18 protein-coding genes are annotated in these 18,081 nt (G+C 76.4%); 6 read left to right on the top strand and 12 right to left on the bottom strand.

Translation table 11 applies throughout. The annotated features are described in order from the left end of the window. Nucleotides 1-170: 170 nt before the first annotated feature. Nucleotides 171-1,364 (top strand): SRPBCC family protein, encoded by a 1,194-nt coding sequence (locus FB380_RS07635; protein WP_166754547.1) that lies wholly within the window; start codon nt 171-173, stop codon nt 1,362-1,364. Nucleotides 1,365-1,469: 105 nt separating this feature from the next. On the opposite strand, the gene FB380_RS07640 is transcribed toward FB380_RS07635, so the two are convergent. The 3 genes from FB380_RS07640 to FB380_RS07650 are packed head-to-tail and all read right to left on the bottom strand — an operon-like array spanning nt 1,470 to nt 3,441. Beyond that, nucleotides 1,470-2,090: an alpha/beta hydrolase family protein gene (locus FB380_RS07640; RefSeq protein WP_166754548.1), complete on the bottom strand. Its 621-nt coding sequence runs from the start codon at nt 2,088-2,090 to the stop codon at nt 1,470-1,472. Then, on the bottom strand, nt 2,087-2,767 hold the full coding sequence (locus FB380_RS07645; protein ID WP_166754549.1) for an HAD family hydrolase: 681 nt from the start codon (nt 2,765-2,767) through the stop codon (nt 2,087-2,089). The genes FB380_RS07640 and FB380_RS07645 overlap by 4 nt, the downstream gene beginning before the upstream one ends. Next, entirely contained in the window at nt 2,764-3,441 is a 678-nt protein-coding gene (locus tag FB380_RS07650; RefSeq protein WP_166754550.1) for a DedA family protein, read from the bottom strand. The genes FB380_RS07645 and FB380_RS07650 overlap by 4 nt, the downstream gene beginning before the upstream one ends. Nucleotides 3,442-3,513: 72 nt before the next feature. On the opposite strand from FB380_RS07650, the gene FB380_RS07655 reads away from it, so the two are divergent. Continuing rightward, on the top strand, nt 3,514-4,806 hold the full coding sequence (locus tag FB380_RS07655; protein WP_166754551.1) for an amidohydrolase family protein: 1,293 nt from the start codon (nt 3,514-3,516) through the stop codon (nt 4,804-4,806). 215 nt (nt 4,807-5,021) lie between these two features. Here the strand turns inward: FB380_RS07655 and FB380_RS07660 are convergent, their stop codons facing one another. Next, nucleotides 5,022-5,480: a hypothetical protein gene (locus FB380_RS07660; protein ID WP_166754552.1), complete on the bottom strand. Its 459-nt coding sequence runs from the start codon at nt 5,478-5,480 to the stop codon at nt 5,022-5,024. A 204-nt stretch (nt 5,481-5,684) separates the two neighbouring features. Between FB380_RS07660 and FB380_RS07665 the strand changes: the two genes are divergently transcribed. After that, nucleotides 5,685-7,097 carry a radical SAM domain-containing protein gene (locus FB380_RS07665; protein ID WP_166754553.1) on the top strand — a complete coding sequence of 471 codons (1,413 nt, stop codon included), beginning with the start codon at nt 5,685-5,687 and terminating at the stop codon, nt 7,095-7,097. Nucleotides 7,098-7,328: 231 nt separating this feature from the next. Here FB380_RS07665 and FB380_RS07670 read toward each other — a convergent pair whose 3' ends face one another. The 4 genes from FB380_RS07670 to FB380_RS07685 form a co-directional block, all read right to left on the bottom strand. Then, nucleotides 7,329-8,420: an ABC transporter ATP-binding protein gene (locus FB380_RS07670; protein ID WP_166754554.1), complete on the bottom strand. Its 1,092-nt coding sequence runs from the start codon at nt 8,418-8,420 to the stop codon at nt 7,329-7,331. Beyond that, nucleotides 8,417-9,208: an ABC transporter permease gene (locus FB380_RS07675; protein ID WP_229681800.1), complete on the bottom strand. Its 792-nt coding sequence runs from the start codon at nt 9,206-9,208 to the stop codon at nt 8,417-8,419. Before FB380_RS07675 ends, FB380_RS07670 begins: the two co-directional genes overlap by 4 nt. Before the next feature lie 129 nt (nt 9,209-9,337). Further along, a complete protein-coding gene (locus FB380_RS07680) occupies nt 9,338-10,195 on the bottom strand; it encodes an ABC transporter permease subunit (protein WP_229681801.1) in 858 nt (285 codons plus the stop codon). Beyond that, nucleotides 10,192-11,433 carry an ABC transporter substrate-binding protein gene (locus FB380_RS07685; RefSeq protein ID WP_166754555.1) on the bottom strand — a complete coding sequence of 414 codons (1,242 nt, stop codon included), beginning with the start codon at nt 11,431-11,433 and terminating at the stop codon, nt 10,192-10,194. The genes FB380_RS07680 and FB380_RS07685 overlap by 4 nt, the downstream gene beginning before the upstream one ends. A 171-nt stretch (nt 11,434-11,604) precedes the next feature. On the opposite strand from FB380_RS07685, the gene FB380_RS07690 reads away from it, so the two are divergent. Then, nucleotides 11,605-12,228: a CDP-alcohol phosphatidyltransferase family protein gene (locus tag FB380_RS07690; RefSeq protein ID WP_166754556.1), complete on the top strand. Its 624-nt coding sequence runs from the start codon at nt 11,605-11,607 to the stop codon at nt 12,226-12,228. Here FB380_RS07690 and FB380_RS07695 read toward each other — a convergent pair. From FB380_RS07695 to FB380_RS07710, 4 genes are all read right to left on the bottom strand, one after another. Continuing rightward, the gene (locus FB380_RS07695) at nt 12,182-13,645 is read right to left on the bottom strand and encodes a dihydrolipoyl dehydrogenase family protein (RefSeq protein WP_166754557.1); all 1,464 of its coding nucleotides are present in this window, start codon (nt 13,643-13,645) and stop codon (nt 12,182-12,184) included. The genes FB380_RS07690 and FB380_RS07695 overlap by 47 nt on opposite strands. Nucleotides 13,646-13,860: 215 nt before the next feature. Beyond that, nucleotides 13,861-14,475, bottom strand: coding sequence for a TetR/AcrR family transcriptional regulator (locus FB380_RS07700; RefSeq protein ID WP_229681802.1), 615 nt, complete (start codon nt 14,473-14,475; stop codon nt 13,861-13,863). Continuing rightward, nucleotides 14,468-15,301, bottom strand: coding sequence for an alpha/beta fold hydrolase (locus FB380_RS07705; RefSeq protein ID WP_166754558.1), 834 nt, complete (start codon nt 15,299-15,301; stop codon nt 14,468-14,470). The genes FB380_RS07700 and FB380_RS07705 overlap by 8 nt, the downstream gene beginning before the upstream one ends. Before the next feature lie 111 nt (nt 15,302-15,412). Then, entirely contained in the window at nt 15,413-16,144 is a 732-nt protein-coding gene (locus FB380_RS07710; protein ID WP_166754559.1) for an SDR family oxidoreductase, read from the bottom strand. Between the two features lie 115 nt (nt 16,145-16,259). Here FB380_RS07710 and FB380_RS25385 point away from each other — a divergent pair, with 115 nt between their 5' ends. Both FB380_RS25385 and FB380_RS07720 read left to right on the top strand, forming a co-directional pair. Next, nucleotides 16,260-16,907: a TetR/AcrR family transcriptional regulator gene (locus FB380_RS25385; RefSeq protein WP_166754560.1), complete on the top strand. Its 648-nt coding sequence runs from the start codon at nt 16,260-16,262 to the stop codon at nt 16,905-16,907. Between the two features lie 90 nt (nt 16,908-16,997). Further along, nucleotides 16,998-18,068: a flavin-containing monooxygenase gene (locus FB380_RS07720; protein ID WP_208382788.1), complete on the top strand. Its 1,071-nt coding sequence runs from the start codon at nt 16,998-17,000 to the stop codon at nt 18,066-18,068. The last annotated feature ends 13 nt before the right edge of the window (nt 18,069-18,081 follow it).

Raw genomic sequence — 18,081 nt, forward strand, 5'->3', positions numbered from 1 at the left:
CTCACCACCGGGCGTCCCACCTGCGGGGACGCCCTGCTCGTGATCGGATGTCAGGGGGCGGTGGACGGCGCGGTAGCGTCGCCGTCTCGCCTCGATCACCGCACGACCCGGACGGGCTGTCGCCGACTCGTCGCCTCCCGCCCGGGCAGCCCACACCCGGAGGTCCTGCAGTGCAGCTGGAGAACGCGTTCACCGTGCCGGTGCCGATCGACGAAGCCTGGCGGGTGCTGCTGGACATCGAGCGCATCGCCCCCTGCATGCCCGGGGCTGCCCTCGACTCGGTGACCGGGGACGACTTCACCGGCCGGGTGAAGGTGAAGCTCGGGCCGATCAACCTGACCTACCAGGGCAAGGCGTCGTTCGTGGAGAAGGACGACACAGCCCACCGCGCGGTCATCGACGCCCGCGGCAAGGACCAGCGCGGCAACGGCACCGCGGCGGCGGTCATCACCGCCACGCTCGCGGCCGAGGGCGACACCACCCGCGTCGACGTCCTCACCGACCTGAACATCACCGGGCGGCCGGCCCAGTTCGGCCGCGGCGTCATGACCGACGTCGGCAACAAGCTGCTCGGCCAGTTCGCCGACAAGCTCTCCGCCCAGCTGGCCAGCGGGGACGCGGAGGGCGACGCCTCCCGGGCCGCGGCAGCCGTGGGCTCGCAGGAGCCCACCGTGGCGGGGACGGCGACCGCCGCTGCCGCCAAGGCCGCCGCGACCACCGCGGGCGTGGTCGAGGAGGCCGCGGCCAGCGTCGAGGGTGCCGCGGGCGACTCCCCGGCGGCCGACGCCGCCAAGAAGGCCGGTGCCGCGGCGAAGAAGACCGCGGCTGCGGCGGCGGACAAGGCGGCCGACGCCGAGCAGGCGGCGGCCCCGGTGAAGGCCACTCCCGCCAAGGCGGCACCGGCGAAGAGCACCCCCGCGAAGGCCGCGGTCCCCGACCCGCTGACCCCGCCGGCGAAGCGCGCCCCCGCGGCCGCCGACAGCGCCCCGTCGGCCACCGACTCGGCTCCGGCCGCGGGTGACGCAGCGCCCTTCTCCGGCACCGGCACGGTCGAGGACCAGGCGCCCGACGCCGAGCCCGCCTCGACCACGGCGCCCGACGTGGCCTCGGTGGCCGGCCCTCGCAAGGCGCCGAGCAAGCCGCCGACCGGCACCACCGCCCCGCCGAACCGCCCGGCCGGGGGTGGCCCCGCGCGCAGCGCGCCGGGCGCGCCGCAGCGGCCGCTGACGGCGGTCGAGCCGGAGCCGATCGACCTGCTCGAGGTGGCCGGGGGCGCAGCGCTCATCCGGTACGCCGCCCCGGCGGCCGGGGTCACCGTCCTGGCCCTGCTCCTCGCCCTGCTCCTGCGCCGCCGCCGCCGCTGACCCCGCCCAGACGGTGATCAGGTGACCTGATCACCGTCTGGCCTCCCGCACCAGCGTTGGTGCGGGAGGACAGCCGTCGGTGCGGGAGGACGGCGTCCGCGCAGGTCAGCGACGGTGCAGCCACGCCACGGTTGCGCCGGCCACGGCGTCGACGTCCCGCTTCAGCGCGTGGTCGCCCGGGACGGCGCTGATCTCTCCCGGGTGACCGGCCAGCGCGGTGACCACCTCGGCGGGACGGCCGAACGCGTCGGTCTCCCCCTGCACCACCAGCAGCGGGACGGCGACTCCGCGCAGCTCGGGTGCGCGGCTCTTCTCCGGCTTGCCCGGCGGGTGCAGCGGGAAGGCCAGCGCCAGCACCCCGGCGGCGCCCAGCGCGGCCGCCGTCCGGCAGGCCACCCGGGCCCCGGCGCTCCGCCCGCCCAGCACCAGCGGCCCGGTCAGCAGGCCGTCGGCGCGCAGGGTGCCGAGCACCGCCGTCCAGCCCTCGTCGAGCCGGGCCGGAGCGGACGCGATCCGCTTGCCGGCCACCACCCACGGCTGGTCGACGCGGAGCACCCGCCAGCCCGCCGCGCAGGCGGCGGCGGTGACGGCCAGCAGGTCGGCGGAGCCGGACCCGCCCCCGGCGCCGTGCCCCAGCACGAGGGTGCCGCGGACGTCGGCCGCCGGCTCGGCGGGGTGCACGCGGGCCGGGCCGAGCGGGGTGGGCACCTCCAGCGCGGCTGTCACGCCGGGGGCAGCGCCAGCAGGGCGTCGACGACCTCGACGAGGGAACCGCCCTGCACGTGCGGCGGCGCGTAGACGTCGGCGAACACCTTCTCCGACCGCCCGGAGGTGAAGCCGGTGGTGAGCCCGGCCCGGCCGGCGCCGAGGACGTCCCAGGAGTGCGCCGCCACCATCGCCATCTGCCCGGGCGCCACGCCGCAGACCCCGGCGGCCCAGAGGTAGGCCTCCCGGTTCGGCTTCCACGCCCGGATCGACTCCGAGGTCAGCGTCTTCTCGACCAGCGCGGCCACCCCGCCGCGGGTCAGCCCGGCCTCGGCCACCCCGGGCGACCCGTGGCTCAGCGTCACCACCCGGACGCCGGCGTCCGTCAGCCGGCGGAACGCGGGCTCGACGTCGGGGTGCGGGGACATCTCCATGAAGGAGTCGGCCACCCTGGAGCACGCGGCGGCCGGCAGACCGGTCACCTGCGCGACCGCCGTCTCGAACGCGGCCCGGAAGGGGAACCAGGTGCCGGCCGTCGTGGCGGCGAAACCGGTCAGCAGGGCCCGGGAGAACACCGCGTGCAGCAGGTCCGCGGAGGCCCCCTGCTCGGCCAGGCCCGCGCCGACGGGGCTGAGGTCGAGCAGCGTCTCGTTGACGTCGAAGGCGACGACGTCCGGTCGGGTGCGGTCGGCGGTCATGCCTGGTCCTCGTGCTCCAGCGGCAGGTCGCGGCCCGCGTGCGGCGGCCGGCGGTACCGCCCGGTCACCTTCTTGTAGACGAACCAGGCCACCGCGATGACCACGACCGCCACCACCACGTAGTCCAGGTACTGGAGGTTGGCCTGGACGAAGTCGCCGGCCGCCACTCCCAGGCCGATGAGCAGGCAGTTCCAGATCAGGCTGCCGGCGGTGGTGAACAGCAGGAACTGCGGCATCGGCATCTTGACCACGCCGGCGGGCACGGAGACGAAGCTGCGCACGATCGGCACCATCCGGCCGAAGAAGACCGCGCCGCGGCCGTGCCGGGCGAACCACTCGAACGACCGGTCGACGTCGGCGGTCTCGACCAGGGGCAGCCGGTCGAGGAAGGCGTGCGACCGGCGCGGGCCGAGCAGCCGGCCGACCCAGTACAGGATCGTCGCGCCGGCCACCGAGCCGGCCGTGGCCCAGAGGATCACCGGGACGATCGACATCCGGCCGTCGTTGATCAGCACCCCGGCGGCGCTGAGGACCGCCTCGCTGGGGATCGGCGGGATCACCGTCTCGATCAGGATGGTGAGGCCGACGCCCACCGCTCCCAACCGGTCGATGAGGTCGAGCAGGAAGCCGGTGATGCCGCCTCCGTCGGATGCAGCTGCGGCGAGGACGGACATGGGCCCCACGGTATCGGCGGTCGCTGTGTGCCGCCCTGCTGCCGGGGTGGGCCGGCCGTAGGGTCTGGGCTCATGGTGCACCGCTTCACCGCTCGCGCCGTCGTGGTCGGGGACCGCGCCGGCACCGTCGTCCCCGATGCCGTGCTGGACGTCGAGGACGGCCTGATCAGCTGGGTCGGTCCGGCCGCCGAGGCGCCGGCGGCGCCGGACGCCGAGGTCACCGCACTGCCCGGCGTGCTGGTCCCCGGCATGGTCAACACCCACTCGCACGCGCCGATGGTGCTGTTCCGCGGCCAGGGTGAGGGCCTGCCGCTCGACCGCTGGCTGCAGGAGGTCATGTGGCCGCGGGAGGCCCGGCTCACCCCCGAGGACGTCGAGGTGGCGATGGCCGCGGCGTCGGCGGAGATGCTGCGGCACGGCGTGACCACCAGCGTGGAGATGTACTTCCACCCCGACCGGATGGCCGATGCGGTGCGCCGCACCGGGGCCCGGGGGGTCATCACCCACCCGCTGATCGGGCTGCCCGGGTTCGGCACCTTCGACGAGCAGCTGGCGCGTGCCGCCGACTCCGCCGGTACCGGTGACGACCAGGTCGAGTGGGGGATCGGCCCGCACGCGGCCTACACCGTGCCGCTGCCGGTGCTCACCCAGGCCGCCGAGGTGGGCCGCGAGCACGGGATGCTGCTGACCATCCACGTCGCCGAGACCGCCACCGAGGGCGACGAGCTGCTGGCCCAGCACGGGCAGAGCGTGCCCCAGCTGCTCGCCGCGCACGACGTGCTCGGCGGCCGGGTCCTGGCGAACCACTGCGTGCACATGGACGACGGCGACCTCGAGCTGTGGCGCGAGTACGACGTCGCGGTGGCGCACTGCCCGGGCAGCAACACCAAGCTGGCCAGCGGCACAGCCCGGCTGCGGGACATGCTCGACCTGGGCATCCGGGTGGGGATGGGCACCGACGGGCCGGCGTCCAACGACAATCTCGACCTGTTCGAGGACCTCCGGCTGGCCGCCCAGCTGGCCCGGCTGCGCGAGCGGGACGCCACCGCACTCACCGCCCCGGAGGCGTTCTGGCTGGCCACCGGCGGCGCGGCCGCGGCGATCGGCCGCGAGGACCTCGGCCAGCTGACCGTCGGCCGGCGTGCGGACCTGGTGCACGTGGACACCGACGACATCGCGTTCGTGCCGGTCGGCGAGGTCACCGACCTGCTGACCCACCTGGTCTGGTCGGTGGGCTCCCGGCACGTGCGCGACACCTGGGTCGGTGGCCGGCAGGTCGTGGCGAACGGCGTCTCCACGACGGTCGACGAGGCCGAGCTGCGCGCCGACGTGCAGACCCGGGCGATGCGCCTCGCCGCCGGCTGACCCCCACGGCCGGCGCCGCAGACTGCCCACCGTCCGCGCACAGTGCCGGCCGCAAGGCCGGAACGAGCAGCAAGCGCACAGTGGCGGCACTCTGTCAGCCGCGGGGGCCCGCGTTCGGAGCAGTGTGCGCTCAGTGCCCGGCCCACCGCTGGGGTGGGCAGCAGGCGCACTGTGCCGGCACGGGGTCAGCCGGGCGGCGCGCGGTGGCGGCGGGATCAGGTGGGCTGCTGGCCCCAGAGGTAGAGGTGGTCGTCGACCAGCACGGTGACCCAGCCGTCGCACTCCAGCTGGGGAGCGGCGGCGAGGTCGGGCCAGGAGCCGCCGCCGTCCCAGGGGACGCTCGCGGTGGGCCGCTCGGTGCAGTCGGCGGGCAGCTCGGTGCCCGGGTCGAGGACCAGGTCGGCCCGGACCGACCCGTCGTCCTCACCGGAGGCGTCCCCGGGACGGACGACGACCACGTCGCTCCCGCGCACCCAGCCGGGCAGCCAGCCGTCGGGTGCGTCGTCGGCGGCGGCGAAGCTGTCGGTCTCCCGGTGCCCCCACAGCTCGGCGAGCGCCGCACCGGGGGTGTCGACCCCGTCGGGCATGGTGACCGCCACAGCGGCGGCTCCCGCCCCGGTCACCCCGATCAAAGCCGTGACGGCGCCGAGGACGACCTTCTTCGTGCTGACCACCGGTGTTCCTCCACTCGTTCGCGCCACCGTTCGATGGCGGTACCAGCGTCGGGCCGGACGCCGTCAGCGGACGTCGGCCGGCAGGAGGATCTGCGCTGGTCAGCGGGTCATCCCGCGGGCTGAGCGGGCGGGCGGTGGGTCCGTTGTGTGCCAGCTACCGTGGGACCGCGAGGGCGCCGCCGGTGCGCACGACGGGAGACTGCGATGACGCTGCTCGGACGAGCGCGGGCCGGCTGGCGCAGGTTCGCCACCCGCACCCGCCCGGTGCACCCGGAGACGGCGCGGGCGCTGGCCGAGCGCTGGGCGGCGCTCCCGGCGCACGTGCAGACCCCGGCGCAGAGCCTGGGCCGGCACGCGGTCGGCTGCGAGGGCACCCACGGTGTCTTCCCGAAGTGCAACCTGACCTGCACGCCCTGCTACCACTCCGCCGACGCCAACAAGGTGCGCATCGACGGGCAGCACACCGTCGACCAGGTCGAGCAGCAGATGGCCTACCTGGAGCAGCGGCGCGGGCCCTACGCGCACGCCCAGCTGATCGGCGGCGAGGTGAGCCTGCTGCCGCCGGACGACCACGCGGCGGCGCTGCAGGCGATGCGCGCCCACGGCCGGTCGCCGATGTCGATGACCCACGGGGACTTCGACGCCGACTACCTGCGGGCGCTGGTGACCGGCGACGACGGCGGCCTCCGGTTCGACCGGGTGAGCTTCGCCGCCCACTTCGACATGCTGATGCGGGGCCGCCGCGGGGCGGTGAAGCCCCGGTCGGAGGCGGAGCTGCACCCGTTCCGCGAGCGGTTCGTGCAGATGTTCCGGGAGCTGCGCGCCGAGACCGGCCTGCGGTACTACCTGGCGCACAACATGACGGTCACCCCGGCCAACCTCGACCAGGTGGCCGAGACGGTGCGCGCGGTGCTGCCGATGGGCTTCTCGATGATGAGCTTCCAGCCCGCCGCGCACGTGGGGGACGACCGCCGGTGGAAGGAGTCCTACGCCGCGGTCGACGTCGACGCCGTGTGGGCGCAGCTCGAGCGGGCGCTGGGTCACCGGGTGCCGCACGAGGGCATCGAGTTCGGTGACCCCCGCTGCAACCGGGTCGCCTTCGGCTTCCTGGTCGCCGGCCGCTGGCACGGGCTGATCGACCCGGACGACGCCCGCGACCGCGCCGCCCGGAACCAGTTCTTCGCGCACTTCGGCGGGGTCGCCTTCAGCGGCACGCCCCCGCTGCTGCTGGTCGTCAAGGTGCTCCGGGTGCTGCGCCGGCACCCCGCTGACCTGCCGGTCGCGCTGGGCTGGGTGCTGCGCACGGTCCGCCGCGCCGGTGGGGTCCGGGCGCTGGCCCGCGCCGCCCGGGCCGGTGCGCTCGGGCTGATGACCTTCGAGGTGCACAGCTTCATGGACGCCGAGCAGGTGGGCCCCGCCTGGGAGCTCATGCAGCGCGGGGAGCAGGCCACCGATCCGCAGCTGCGTGCCACCCAGGAGCGGCTGGCCGCCTGCACCTACTCGATGGCCCACCCGGAGACCGGCCAGCTGGTGCCGGCCTGCGCTCAGCACTCCGTGCTCGACCTGGCCGAGAACGCCCAGCTGCGGAAGCTGCTGCCGCTGACGGTGGTGGGCTGAGGAGCCCACCACCGCCACTTCCTGTCCAGTAGTGCTCTGGTGCACCAGTGCAGCCAGAGCACTACTGCTCTGGACCCTTCGGTGGTGGGCTGTGGAGCCCGGTGCAGCAGGTGCGGAGGCCTCGCCGGCGGACCGGTGCCGGAGCTGCCCGCGCACGGTGAGGCGCTGAGGAGCCCGGGGCCGCAGCTGCTGGCGGCTGAGGCGCCTCCCGGCAGGCTGGTGCAGGAGCTGCTACGGCTGACGGTCGCGGGCCGAGGCGCCTGCCGGCAGTCCGGCCGGGGGGACGACGCACCGGGCGGTGACCGGGATGCGCAGCCCGACCGCGGCGCCCACGGCGACCTCCTGGCCCGGGGGCAGCTCGGCGTCCACGGCGGCCGGCGAGCTCCCACGCCCGGCCACCTCGACGGTGACCAGGGCCCGTAGCCCCCGCCGGCGGACCTGCACCACGGTGCCGCGGGCGTCGGCGTCCGCGGCGCTGACGAGGGTGACCGCTTCCGGGCGGACGACGAGCACCCCCGGCCCCTCCGCGACGAGATCGGGGAGCTCCAGGTCGCCGAGTGCGGAGCGGTGCCGGCCCCCGGCGACCGTGCCGGGCACCTCGGTGCGCCCGCCGAGCAGCCGGCTGACCGCCAGCGACCGCGGGCGCGCGTACAGCTCGCGCATCGGCCCGTGCTGCTGCAGCCGCCCGGCGTCCAGCACCGCCACGGTGTCTGCCAGGGCGTCGGCCTCTGCCGGGTTGTGGGTGACCAGCAGGACCGTGGGGGCCAGCCGGAGCCGCAGGTCGGCCAGCAGCTCGTGCATCTCCTGCCGGAGCCCGGTGTCCAGGGCGCTGAACGGCTCGTCGAGCAGCAGCACCCGGGGCTCGGCGGCGAGCGCCCGCGCCAGCGCGACCCGTTGCTCCTGGCCGCCGGACAGCGACCGGGCGGGCCGGCTGCCGAACCCGCCCAGCTGCACGAGCCCCAGGTACTCCTCCGCGCGCTCCCGCGCCTGCCGCCGGGGCAGCCCGCGCACCCGGTCGGCGAAGCCGACGTTGTCCCGCACCGACAGGTGGGGGAACAGCAGCGGTCGCTGGAAGACCATCGCCATCCCCCGGCGCTCCGGGACGACGCCGGCGAGGTCCCGGCCGTCGAGGTGCACCGCGCCCCGCGTCGGCGTGTCCAGCCCGGCGGTCAGCCGCAGCACGGTGCTCTTCCCGGAGCCCGAGGGGCCCAGGATCGCCACGCAGGAGCCGGCCGGGACGGCGAGGGTCAGGTCTTCCAGTGCCGGCGGGGCGCCCGGGGTGTGCACCCGGGTGAGCCCGGTGAGCTGCAGCGAGCCGCTCATCGGCGCGCCCGCCGGCCGATCGAGCCCACCACGGCGAGCAGGACGACGGGCGGCAGCACCGCCGACAGCGCGAGCACCGCGACCTGGGCGTCGTTGCCGGTGGCCGAGGCGGCGGCGCCCACCAGCAGCGGCAGGGTCACCAGCCGGCCACCGCCGACGAGCAGGGTGACGACGTAGTCGCTCCACCCCACCAGGAAGGCGAGGAACGCGGCACCGGCGAACGCCGGGGCCAGCAGCGGCAGCTGCACCGTGCGCACCACCCGCCAGCGGGAGGCGCCCAGCAGCCGGGCCTCCTCCTCGAACCGCCGGTCGTGCGCCGCGAACGCAGCCCGCAGCACGATGGTGGTGTACGGGATCGCGGCCACGGTCAGCAGCAGCACCAGCCCGGCCTCCGCCGGGACACGCAGCCGCAGCAGCAGCACGTCCAGGCCGAGGGCGACGGCGAACGGCGGCAGGACCAGCGGGGAGAGCAGCACCGCCAGCGCGGCGCCCGGTGCGGGCAGCGCGCCGGAGGTCAGCGCCCGGCCGGCCAGCGCGCCCAGCGGGGTGGCCAGCACGGCCACCGCCGTCCCCAGCACCGCGGACCGGGCGGCGGCGGCGCCGCCGCCCTGCGCCCGGGCCTCGGCCAGCCCGGAGGTGCCCCAGGCCTGCGGCAGCAGGGCGGGCGCCGACCAGCGGTCGGCGGCGGCCCACAGCAGCAGCGGGACCAGCGGGAGCACCAGCCAGACCGCGAGCGCGGCCCGCCCGACCCGGGAGCCGGCCCGGGCGGCCAGCGCGGCGCCGCTCACGGCTCGCCCGCCGACCGGCGCCCCGCGCGGGCGCTCACGGCTCGCCCGCCAGGCGGCGCAACGCGGGGACGCTGACTGCTCGGCCGCCAGTCGGCGCAGCGACCGCCGGCCGGCACGGCGCGGGGGCGCTCACTGCTCGCCCGCCAGTCGGCGCAGCGACCGGAGGGCGAGCAGCACGGCGACCAGCCCCAGCGCCGAGGTGGTCACCGCGACCGCGGCGGCCTGGGGCCGGGCGGCGAGGTCGATGGAGGTGAACAGCCGGACGGCGAGCACCGGCAGCGGCTCCGGCGAGGGCCGGCCCAGCAGCGCGGCGACCTCGTAGGAGCCGAGCGTGTACACGAAGCTGACCGCCGCGGAGGCGCCCAGCGCCGGGGCGGCCAGCGGCAGGGTGACGTGCCGGAACCGGGCCCACCGGCCGGCGCCCAGCAGCGCCGCCGTCTCGGTGTAGGAGGCGACCCGGCTGCTCAGCACCCCGGCCACCACCAGGGCGATGAACGCCGACTCCTTCCAGGCGTACTCGGCGCCGACCGCGATCCACCAGCGGCCGCCGACCAGAGCCGGCCAGTCCTCGGGGGCGACGCCCAGCAGCCGGGGGAGGAACCCTGCGTCGGCCAGCAGCAGCCCCATCGCCGCCGCCCCCACCAGGTGCGGGACGGGGATGGTCAGCGCACCGAGCGTGCCGAGCAGCCGGCTCCGCCGCACGGTGGCGGTCACGGCCAGCGCCAGGCCGAGCCCGACGACCGCGGCCACCGCCGTCGCACCGGCGGCGATGGCCAGCGACAGCCGGATCGAGGTGCCGAGCTCCGCGCCCCGCCAGGCGTCCAGGGACAGCTCCGGCCGGCCGACCAGCGGGGTAAGCCCCAGGCTGAGCAGCACGGCGGAGGTCAGGGCCGCGCCGACGACCACCACCACCGGGACCACGGCGGGCAGCACCAGCAGGACCGCACGCCGGGCACCGGGGGAGCCGTGCCGGCCCGGTGCGGTCACCCGGCCGCGACCTCGCGCCGCCAGCCGTCGTCCAGCGGCGTCACCCAGCCGGCCGACAGCTCCGGGTCGGCGCCGGCGGAGAGCTCCTCGTAGCTGGGCACCACCGCCGAGTCGGGCAGCGCCTCGAACCCGGCCCGCTCGTCGTCGGAGAGCCGGTCGAGGTCGAGCACGGTGAACTGCCCCCAGACCTCGGGGCGCGCCTTGGTCAGCTGCTGCTCCGGCGAGAGCGCCAGGTCCGCGACCACCATCGCGCCCGCCTGGTCGCCGGAGGTGGACGGGATGGCCAGGAAGCTGGCGTTGCCCAGGGTCCCCTCCTCCAGCGGCAGCACCCGGGTGGTCTCCGGGAACGTGCCGTCGGCGACCAGGTCGTCCAGCGTCGCCGGGCCGTAGGTCATGGTCATGTCCACCTGGCCGTCGGCGAACAGCTGGTCGAGTTCCTGCTGGGTCTGCGGGTAGGTGTCCCCGCCGCGCCACAGCGACGGCGCCAGCTCGGCCAGCCGGTCGTACAGCGCCGGGCTCAGCTCGTCGTAGGCCTCGTCCGAGTGCTCCAGCGGCACCTCGTCGACCCCGCCGGAGACGCTGTAGAGCACCTGGCGCAGGAACGCCGAGCCGGTGAAGTCCGGCGCGGCGGGATAGGTGAACCGGCCGGGGTTCGCCTCCGCCCAGTCCAGCACGCCGGCGAGCGTGGTCGGCGGGTCGGGCACCCGGGCGGCGTCGTGGACCAGGCTGAACTGGGCCTTGTGCCAGGGCGCCTCGCAGCCGTCGACCGGGGTGCCGAAGTCGGTGGTCAGCAGCGGGTCGTCGGGGTCGGTGCCGGCCATGTTGGGCAGCATCGACGTCCAGTCGCAGAGCCACGCGCCGGCCTGGCGACCGGTGGCGAAGTTGTCCCCGTTGACCCAGACCAGGTCGACCTCGCCGTCGGTCACGTCGGCCTGCCGCTCGGACAGCACGCGGTTCACCGCGTCCCCGGTGTCGGCGATCGGCACCCGGCGCAGCGTCACACCGAGCTCCGCCGCCGCCGGGGCGAGGACGTCGTCGACGTAGGCGTTGCCCTGTACGTCGCCGCCGTACATCCACAGGTCGACCGTCTGCCCCTCGGCCTCGGCCAGCACGTCCTCCCAGGAGCGCTCCTCGGCCACCGGCGCCTCCGCGTCCGGGGCGGCGCACCCGGCGAGGACGACGGCTGCGGCGCACACCGCGACGACGGCGCGGACCTGCCGGCGACGGACTGCAGTCACGTGTGTCCTCCCGTGTCGGTGCGGCCCGCCGGGAACGGCACCGGTCGATGGCGCATCTGGGGAGGGCCGGCCGGCGGGGTGGCCGCGGCCCAGGGGCTGCGCCAAGATCGTGCCCTACCCGGTGGTGCCCACGCCACCGGGTCGACGTGCTGGCGAGGATCGGAGACCCGGGTGCTCGACGCTGCCGCGCGGCGGGTGCTCGACCGGCCGCTCGCCCGGGTGGCGGGCGTGCTGGACCGCCCCTGGCTGAGCCCGGACCGGCTGACCGCCGCTGGTCTGGTGCTGGGCCTGGGCAGCGCCGCCGCTGCGGCGGCGACCTGGTGGTGGCCGGCACTGGCGCTCTGGCTCGTCTCCCGGCTCGCCGACGGGCTGGACGGCCCGCTGGCCCGCCGGCGCCGCGCCGCCGGAGCCCCCGCCGACGCCGGCGCGGGCGGGTTCTTCGACATCACCGCGGACTTCCTGGTCTACGGCGCCGGGGTGCTGGGCGTCGCGCTCGGCGTGACCGCAGGCGGTGACCCCTGGCAGCCCTTCGCCGCCGTGCTGCTGGCCTACTACGTCAACGGGGCCGCGTTCCTGGCGTTCTCCTCGCTCGCCGAGCGCGCCGGCCGGCAGCTGGACGACGGCCGGTCGCTGTCCTTCCTCGGCGGGCTGGCCGAGGGCACCGAGACGATCGTGGTGCACGCGCTGTGGCTGCTGTTCCCGGTGTTCGCCTGGCAGCTGGCCTGGGTCTGGGCGGCCGTGGTCGGGGTCAGCGCGGTCCACCGGATGGTGGCCGGTCACCGCGCCCTCCGCTGAGCCTCCGGAGCAGGACGACGCCGCGCAGCGCCAGCCGGACCGCGGGCGACCGCAGCCGGGCGCGCACGTCGGCGAGGGCGGCGTTCCACACCGCGTCGTCGTAGGTGGGGTAGGGGTGCGTGGTGCCGGCGACGTCCTGCACCCGCAGGCCCTGCCGGACGGCGAGGGTCAGCTCACCGAGGCTCTCCCCGGCGCGGGGGCCGATCACGGTGGCCCCGCGCAGCCGGCCGCGCCGGTCGTGCACCAGCGTGGTCGACCCCTCGGTGAGGTCCTCGGCGATGGCCCGGTCGATCTCGGTGTGCGGGATGCGCCGCACGGTCAGCCCGGCCTCGCCGGCGCCGTCCGCGCCGACGCCGACGGAGGCGACCTCGGGGGAGGTGTAGGTGACCCGGGGGACGACGGGGTCGACCCGGCGGCGCAGGCCCAGCACCGCGTTGCTCGCGGCCAGGCTGCCGCGCACGCCGGCGACGTGGGTGAACGCCGGCCCGCCGGTGACGTCGCCGGCGGCCCAGATCCGCGGGTTGGACGTGCGCAGCGCGTCGTCGACCACCACGTCGCCGTGCTCGGTCAGCTCGACCCCGGCGGCGGCGCAACCCAGTCCGTCGGTGCGGGCCGTCCGTCCCACGGCGACCAGCAGCCGGTCGAAGGGCACCCGGGCGCCGTCGGCCAGCTCGAGCTCGCCGCCGTCCCGGTCGCCGGTGACCGCGACGGCCTCCGCGCCGACCCGCACGTCGACGCCGTCGCGCACCAGCGCGGCGGTGACCAGCGCTGAGGCCTCCTCGCTCTCCACGTCCAGCAGCCGGTCGGCGGCGTTGACCACGGTGACCTGCGCGCCGAGTCGGGCGAAGCCCTGGCCGAGCTCGCAGCCGATCGGCCCGCCGCCGAGGACGGCCAGCCGGGCGGGCAGCACGTCGAGGTCCCAGACGGTCTCGTTGGTGAGCGGGTCGACGCCGGCCAGGCCGGGGAGCTGCGGGAGCCGCGGACCCGACCCGGTGGCGATCACCGCGGCGCGGAACCGGATCTGCCGCCCGGCGACGGTGGCCCGGTCGGGCCCGGTGAACACCGCGTCCCCGCTCAGCACGGTCACGCCCTTGCCGCGCAGCGTCTCCGGGGAGTCCACCGGCTCGATCGTGCTGATCGCCTGTTTCACGTGGACCATCACCCGGGCGAAGTCGACCTGCACCCCGCTGACATCGACCCCGAGCCGGGCGGCGCCGCGGGCGTCGGCCGCCGCGGTCGCCGACGCCAGCAGCGCCTTCGACGGCACGCAGCCGGTGTACAGGCATTCGCCGCCGGTGCGCTCCCGCTCGACCAGCAGCACCCGGGCGCCCAGCGAGGCGGCGGTGGTCGACGCGACGATCCCCGCGGTGCCCCCACCGACGACCAGCAGGTCCCAGACCGCGGGCTCCCGGCTCATCGGGCGCTCGGGACGGACGACGGGCGCGTGGGGGTGCTCATGCCCGGCGACGCTAGGCGCTCAGGAGGCCGGACGTCACCGCAGCGCAGCTCAGCTCGGGAGCAGGGAGCGGACCAGGGCCTCGATGCGAGCCCGGCGGGTGGACTCGCGTGCCGCGTCGTCTCACGCCTCCCCTGCGCTCGCGGGTGCGGGCCGGGTGTCGGGCACGGTGCCGGTCACGACCGGGCGCCGGAGGTCGAGGAGGGGCGCCGCGGGGGTGGCTCCGCCGGGCGGGCGCGCAGGCCGAGGTCGACCAGGTCGACGAGCCAGTCGAAGCTCTCGTCGGTGCCGGTGGCCCACTGGAAGCCGCCGCCGGCCTCGATGGTGGCGAAGCCGTGGAAGACGCTGCGCAGCGCGCGCAGGGCGTGGGTGGTGTCGGCGGGGGCGATGTCGTAGCCGCGGAGGACGGCGGTGAAGGGCTCGAGCAGCTGCGCCGCGGCCTGCGCGACCGGGTCGTCGGGGCCGGTGGGCTCGAGGCCGATGGTGGCGGCGTACCGACCTGGGTGGGCGAGGACGAAGTCGCGCAGCGCGCGGGCGGCGGCCCGCAGGGCGTCGCGGCCCGCCCGGCCCTGGATGGCCGCGCCGATCGCGTCCGCAGCCTCCTCCAGGGCGAGCGCGGCGATGCGGCGGTTGAGGTCCTCCTGACCGGCGACGTGCCTGTACAGCGAAGGGGTGCGCACGCCGAGCCGCTCGGCCAGCCCGCCCATGGTGAGGACGGCGAACCCGACCTCGTCGGCGAGGTCGGCGCCGGCCGCGACCACGGCGGCCGTGCTCAGACCGGCCCTAGGCACGCGCACCGGCCAGGAAGGGCAGCATCGCGGCGGCCACCTCGGCGGGGAACTGGACGTGCGGGTAGTGCCCGGCGCCCTCGACCACCACCAGCCGGCCCAGCCCGGTGGGCAGGTCGGCGACGATGGCCTCGCCCTCGGCCTGCGGGTCGACCCAGTCGGGGTCGGCGCTGCCTTGCACCACCAGGACCGGGCAGCGCACGTTGCCCAGCTGGGCCCCGGCGTCACCGGGTGGGGTCTTGCCCATCCGCTGCAGTGCCTTCATCCGGCCCGGCTCGGCGAGCATCGCGCTGATCTGGCCCATCCGGGTGTCCCAGTCCGCCGGCCGGGCGCCGGGGTAGGCGACCTCGAGGTACTTCGCCCACTGTCCGGTGCTGCCCAACGTGGCCATGGCGAGCAGGTGGCGCATGCCGCGTCGGTAGGAGGCCACCCGCAGGTCGCCGAGGCGCATCGACTGCTTGCGGGTGAACGGCGCGAGCTCGACCGCCGCGCTCACCAGCTCCGGGGCCGTCGCCGCGGCGATCGTGACCGCCCCGCCGGCGATGGAGTGACCGACCAGCACCGCGGGGCCGCCCAGGTGGCGGACCAGGGCGAGCAGGTCGCCCGCGATGTCGGTGCGCGAGTACGACGGCCACTCGGCGCTGGACTCCCCGCAGCCGCGCAGGTCGACCGCGGCGACGCGGTGGCCGGCCTCGACCAGGGCGGGGGTGAGGAAGCGGTAGGCCGCCCGGCTGTCGCCCATGCCGTGGGCGAGCACCACGAGCCGGCCGGTCGTGCCGGTCAGCTCGTAGGCGAGGGTGCCGCCGTCGACGGTCAGGAACTCGGTCATGTCGGCCTCCGGGGCCTCGGGGGACGCGTCAGCTTTACCGCGTTAGCCAAAAGCTAGCACGATTAGCCAGAACGTCAACACCCGTCACCCCGGCGCGGGACGGGCCCGCTGTCAGGCGCTGCCGCCGTAGGCGCGGGGCACCAGGTCGACCTGGGGGGCGCCGGTGCGGACGAGGTCCAGGACGGCCTCGGCCACCCGCTCCGGCGGGTCGAAGGTGGCGCCGGCGGTCATCTCCTCCGCCGCCTCGCGCCCGGCACGGATCGAGGTCATGAACTCCGTGGAGGTGGCGAAGGGCAGCAGGCAGGAGACGGTGATGCCGTCGGGCTCGAGCTCGGCGCGCGCGACGGCGGAGAGCTTCTCCAGGGCGCTCTTGGACGCCGCGTACGGGCCGGTCCCCGGGACGGCGGCCAGCGTCGTGCCCGAGCTGATGTTGACGATGCTGCCCCCGCCGCCGGCCCGCAGGTGCGGCACCGCGGCCTGCATGACGACGAGCGGTCCCAGCACGTTGAGCTCCAGGACCGCCCGCACGTCCTCGAGGTCGACGTCGGCCACGGTGCCCTGCAGTCCCTGGCCGGCGTTGTTGACCACGACGTCGATGCGCCCGAAGGCGTCCACGGCCGCCTGCAGGGCATCGGCGACCTGGGCGGGGTCGGTGACGTCGCACCGGACGGCGAGGGCTGCGCCCCGTGCCGAGCCGAGCTCCTCGGCGAGCGCGGCGAGGCGGTCCTCCCGCCGTGCGGCCAGGACGACCCGGGCGCCGGCTGCGGCTGCGGCCCGGGCGGTGGCGGCCCCGATGCCGGACGAGGCCCCGGTGACCACCACGACTGCTCCATCGATCTGCACGACGACCTCCGTGTTCGAGCGGGATGAGAGGCCGACCGTATCGGAGACGAGACGTATCGGAGACGGCAAGTCCGTTTCGTGTGACCGGAGCGGCGGCGTCCAGTACCGTCCCCCGGTGGGCACAGCACCGGAGGAGCACGGCGACACGCTGCACGGCGGCCGGGGGGAGGCCCGGCGCGGCTCCGGCGGACGACGGCGGGACGCCTCGCTCGACGCGGTCATCCTGTCCGCGGCCTACGACGTGCTGGCCGACGCCGGGTACGAGGACATGACGATCAGCGCGGTGGCGGCGCGGGCCGGGGCCGGGAAGGCGACCCTGTACCGCCGGTGGCCGACGAAGGAGTCCCTGGTCCTGGCGGTCGTCGCCCACATCGGCCGGCCTCCGGAGGAGCAGGAGCTCCCGGACACCGGCGACCTGCGCACCGACCTGCTGGCGCTCGTCGACTCCGCGTGGCTCGGCGGGCCCGCCAGCCGTCTGCGGGGTCTGCGGGGGCTGACCTCGGCGGCCCTGCACTCGCCCCGGCTGGCCGACGCCCTCCGACGGCAGGTCGTCGACCCCTACACCGAGGCCTACCGTGCGCTGCTGCAGCGTGCCGCCGACCGCGGTGAGATCGCGCCGCCCACCGACATCGCCGTGCTGGCCGAGGTGGTGCCCGCGCTGGCCACCCACTGGCTCATGTTCGGCGCCACACCCCCGACCCGGGCGTCCTTCGAGACCGCCGTCGACCAGGTGCTGTTAGCGGCCTGCCGGCCCGGTCGCTGACCCCGGGGGCCGGGTCGTCGCCGGCCGGCGAGGTCGACGGTGACGGCTGAGCGGCGGCGGGGCGGGAGCGGGCACGGGATCATCGGCCGGGTGACCACCCCGCCCTCCGTGCACGACGTGCTCGTCGTCGGTGCCGGCCAGGCCGGCCTCGGCACCGCCTGGTGGCTCACCCGCACCGGCGTCCGGGACGTCGTGGTCGTCGACGCCGCGGAGGTCGGCGGCAGCTGGCTGCGGCGCTGGGAGAGCCTGCAGCTGTTCACCCCCCGCCGGTTCAGCAGCCTGCCCGGCGTGCCGTTCCCCGACGGGCCGACGCCGACGCCGGACCGGGTCGAGATGGCCGAGTACCTGCACGGCTACGCCCGGCGGCTGGACGTCGAGCTGCGCACCCGGACCCCGGTGACCCGGCTGACGCCCGACCCGGTGGGCTTCCGCGCCGAGACCCCGGACGGACCGGTCCGGGCCCGTCAGGTCGTGCTCGCCACCGGCCCGTTCGCCCGGCCCCGGGTGCCCCCGGCGGGAGCGCAGCTGGCCGGGTCGGTCGCCCAGCTGCACTCCGCGGACTACTGCCGGCCGACCGACCTCCCCGAGGGCCCGGTGCTCGTCGTCGGCGGGGGCAACTCCGCCGCGCAGCTGGCCGTCGAGCTGGCGGCCACCCACCCGGTCACCGTGGTCGCACCCCGCGAACCCCGGTTCCTGCCCGAGCGGGTGCTGGGCGTGAGCGTCTACTGGTGGCTGCTGCTGTCCGGGGTGCTCAACGCCGGCGCGGACAGCCGGGTGGCCCGCGGCGTCCGTCGCCGCGGCGACGCGATCATCGGCCGCGACCTGGCCCGGCTCCGGGACGACGGCACCATCCGCTGGCTGACCGGGCGGGTGGCCGGCGCCGAGGGCGACCGGGTACGGCTGGACGACGGGCGGACCGAGCAGGTCAGCGCCGTCCTCTGGTGCACCGGGTTCGAGCCCGACACCGGGTGGATCGACGTCCCGGGCGCCCTGGACGCCGAGGGTGCGCCGCGGCACGACCGCGGGGCCTCGCCGGTGCCGGGCCTGCACTGGATGGGGCTGCCGTGGCAGACCCGGGTGAACAGCTCGATCATCGACGGCGTCGACCGGGACGCCCGGCGCACGACCCGGCGCATCCGTCGGGGACTCGGCCGGGCGTGAGCCGGGGGGACCC

The organism is Modestobacter marinus (assembly GCF_011758655.1).
In the GTDB taxonomy this organism is placed as follows: Bacteria; Actinomycetota; Actinomycetes; order Mycobacteriales; family Geodermatophilaceae; genus Modestobacter; species Modestobacter marinus.

Bases quoted from the DNA above. Each gene is read 5' to 3' on its own strand.
- FB380_RS07645 (WP_166754549.1), bottom strand. From the start codon at position 2,767: ATGACCGCCGACCGCACCCGACCGGACGTCGTCGCCTTCGACGTCAAC.
- FB380_RS07650 (WP_166754550.1), bottom strand. From the start codon at position 3,441: ATGTCCGTCCTCGCCGCAGCTGCATCCGACGGAGGCGGCATCACCGGC.
- FB380_RS07655 (WP_166754551.1), top strand. From the start codon at position 3,514: ATGGTGCACCGCTTCACCGCTCGCGCCGTCGTGGTCGGGGACCGCGCC.
- FB380_RS07665 (WP_166754553.1), top strand. From the start codon at position 5,685: ATGACGCTGCTCGGACGAGCGCGGGCCGGCTGGCGCAGGTTCGCCACC.
- FB380_RS07670 (WP_166754554.1), bottom strand. From the start codon at position 8,420: ATGAGCGGCTCGCTGCAGCTCACCGGGCTCACCCGGGTGCACACCCCG.
- FB380_RS07695 (WP_166754557.1), bottom strand. From the start codon at position 13,645: ATGAGCCGGGAGCCCGCGGTCTGGGACCTGCTGGTCGTCGGTGGGGGC.
- FB380_RS07705 (WP_166754558.1), bottom strand. From the start codon at position 15,301: ATGACCGAGTTCCTGACCGTCGACGGCGGCACCCTCGCCTACGAGCTG.